3 protein-coding genes are annotated in these 2,430 nt (G+C 41.7%); 1 reads left to right on the plus strand and 2 read right to left on the minus strand.

Going from position 1 to position 2,430, the window contains the following annotated elements:
• The coding region (locus ACP45E_RS21700) for an ATP cone domain-containing protein (protein WP_241824375.1) at window positions 1-639 on the minus strand (639 nt) is incomplete at its 3' end.
• A 453-nt stretch (window positions 640-1,092) separates the two neighbouring features.
• Window positions 1,093-1,803, minus strand: coding sequence for a bifunctional 2-polyprenyl-6-hydroxyphenol methylase/3-demethylubiquinol 3-O-methyltransferase UbiG (gene ubiG / locus ACP45E_RS21705; protein WP_069585524.1), 711 nt, complete (start codon window positions 1,801-1,803; stop codon window positions 1,093-1,095).
• A 282-nt stretch (window positions 1,804-2,085) separates the two neighbouring features.
• Between ubiG and ACP45E_RS21710 the strand changes: the two genes are divergently transcribed.
• Window positions 2,086-2,430 (plus strand): DNA gyrase subunit A (locus ACP45E_RS21710; protein WP_277815737.1); only part of this gene is annotated, 345 nt, incomplete at its 3' end.

The following is a 2,430-nucleotide window of genomic DNA, read 5'->3' on the forward strand; positions in this document are numbered from 1 at the left end:
CGCCATAATTGGCGTTGGCAGTGAAATTTTGAATGTCGATGTCGCATCATAGAAGCGCTTGATGTAGCTAAGGCGAGTTTCTCTTGGATAATTCGCAAACAAACACGCTGAAACTAGGATATACAGAAATTGCGCACTTTCGTAGATTTCACCAGAAACACGGTTTTGAACGAAGTACTTTCCTTCTAGTTGCTTAACAGCAGCGTAAGAGAAGTCTAAATCACGTTTGTGGTCGATGTAGCTGTTCAGCTCTTCAAATTCAGCTTGAGAATAATCTTCCATCAAGTGCTTATCATATTTTCCCGTTTCAACGAGACGAGAGACATGATCATAAAGCTTTGGCGGCTCATATTGGCCGTAGGCTTTTTTACGTAAATGGAAGACAGCAAGACGCGCCGCCAAATATTGGTAATCTGGCGTTTCTTCCGAAATTAAATCTGCCGCAGACTTGATGATAGTTTCATGAATGTCAGAAGTCGTAATACCGTCATAGAACTGAATGTGAGCTCTTAGTTCTACTTGTGAAACGGAGACATTGTGAAGGCCTTCTGCAGCCCATGTGATCACGCGGTGTAGCTTTTCGAGATCAATACTTTCTTTACGTCCATCACGCTTGGTGACAGTGAGTTGTTGATTCATTCTGATTTCGTTCCCTAACAAAACGGATGAAAGCTCTATTTGTATGTAACTTTACTAAAAATGGGTACTGGCTTTGTGATCAAGCTCTCTCTATATATTCTAGTTCAAAACACAACATATAGGGGTATCTGGTCATTTGGGTTACAAGATAGTGCTATGCCATGCAATTATCAAGGCAGAGATCTTGGATGACTTGTGGATAACTGACAAATTTAAAAAAAACTGTAAGTGTCCACTTACTGAGGAAGAAAGAACGTTGCTGAGTGTCTAAAGTTACCGTTTTGTAATCGGTTTAAATCTCACCACAAACAAAAATATTTTCCTTGATCTTTTCCTAAAATTCGAACCTTAAATCAGACTGTACAATTTGGAATCTAACGCACAAAAACCAAGCAACAAAAGGAAGAATGGGCAACATTAATACATGCTACCCAAGAGACAAATCAATTTGACCTAAACAGGATAATGAGTGTGGACAATGTAATTGACGTCCACATTTGGGCCCAGCTTATAGGCGTCTGTTAATGGGTTGTAATGAAGCCCCGTGATTCCTTGTTCAACCAGGCTAGTTTTATCGACCATCTTGATCAGTTCCGAAGGGCGAATGAACTTGTCGTGATCATGGGTGCCTTCTGGCACTATTTTTAACAGCTTTTCTGCCCCAACAATGGCAAAAAGATACGATTTGAAGTTTCGGTTCAACGTTGAAAAAAAGACATGACCACCAGGCTTAACAAGTGCAGCGCAAGACTGCACCACAGAAAGCGGGTCTGGTACATGCTCTAGCATTTCCATGCAAGTAACGACATCGTATTTCTGTGCATTCTCTGAGGCATGATCTTCAATGGTGCTTTGTATATAAGTGAGGGTGGTGCCTGTCTCTAGTGCATGCAGGCGAGCGACTTCTAGCGGTTCTTTACCCATATCTAGCCCAGTAACAATGGCGCCTTCTTTTGCCATGCTCTCAGCGAGAATACCGCCGCCACAAACCACATCTAAAACGACTTTCACAAAAAACCCGTCCGATTTCTCTAAGACATAGTTAAGACGCAGAGGATTAATTTGGTGAAGGGGTTTAAATTCGCCTTCAAAATCCCACCACCTTGATGCCATGTCTTCAAATTTTTTGATTTCGCTAGGGTCTACATTTTGCTTTGTGGTCATAATCCGTACTTCACTCATATTCCTATATACTTGCCAGCATTATAACGGGTTATCGGCACCTGACTATAGGTGAACGGTTTTTCATAATTGAGCGAGTGAAATTTAACCAATAATCAAGTGGGTATACAGCGATTGTGTAAATTCTCGGCAGTTGATTCACAACCAAGTTCACAACATGATAAAAGGAAAGGGAAAGTGATGCCGAATAGGCTAAATGTGTGTTATATTTTCCGACCTTGTACGTATCAATATACGATCAAAATATAGAGGGATAATGGCTCTATGAGCGATCTAGCTAAAGAGATCACGCCGGTAAACATAGAAGATGAACTTAGAGGTTCATACCTTGACTATGCGATGTCAGTCATCGTTGGTCGAGCGCTTCCTGATGTGCGTGATGGCCTAAAACCAGTACACCGCCGCGTTTTATTCGCGATGAATGTATTGGGTAATGATTGGAACAAATCATATAAAAAATCTGCCCGTGTGGTAGGTGATGTAATCGGTAAGTATCACCCACATGGTGATAGTGCTGTATACGAATCGATCGTTCGTATGGCGCAGCCGTTCTCACTACGCTATATGCTAGTCGATGGCCAAGGTAACTTTGGTTCGGTTGATGGCGAT

It is taken from the genome of Vibrio genomosp. F10 str. 9ZD137 (assembly GCF_049974785.1).
In the GTDB taxonomy this organism is placed as follows: domain Bacteria; phylum Pseudomonadota; class Gammaproteobacteria; order Enterobacterales; family Vibrionaceae; genus Vibrio.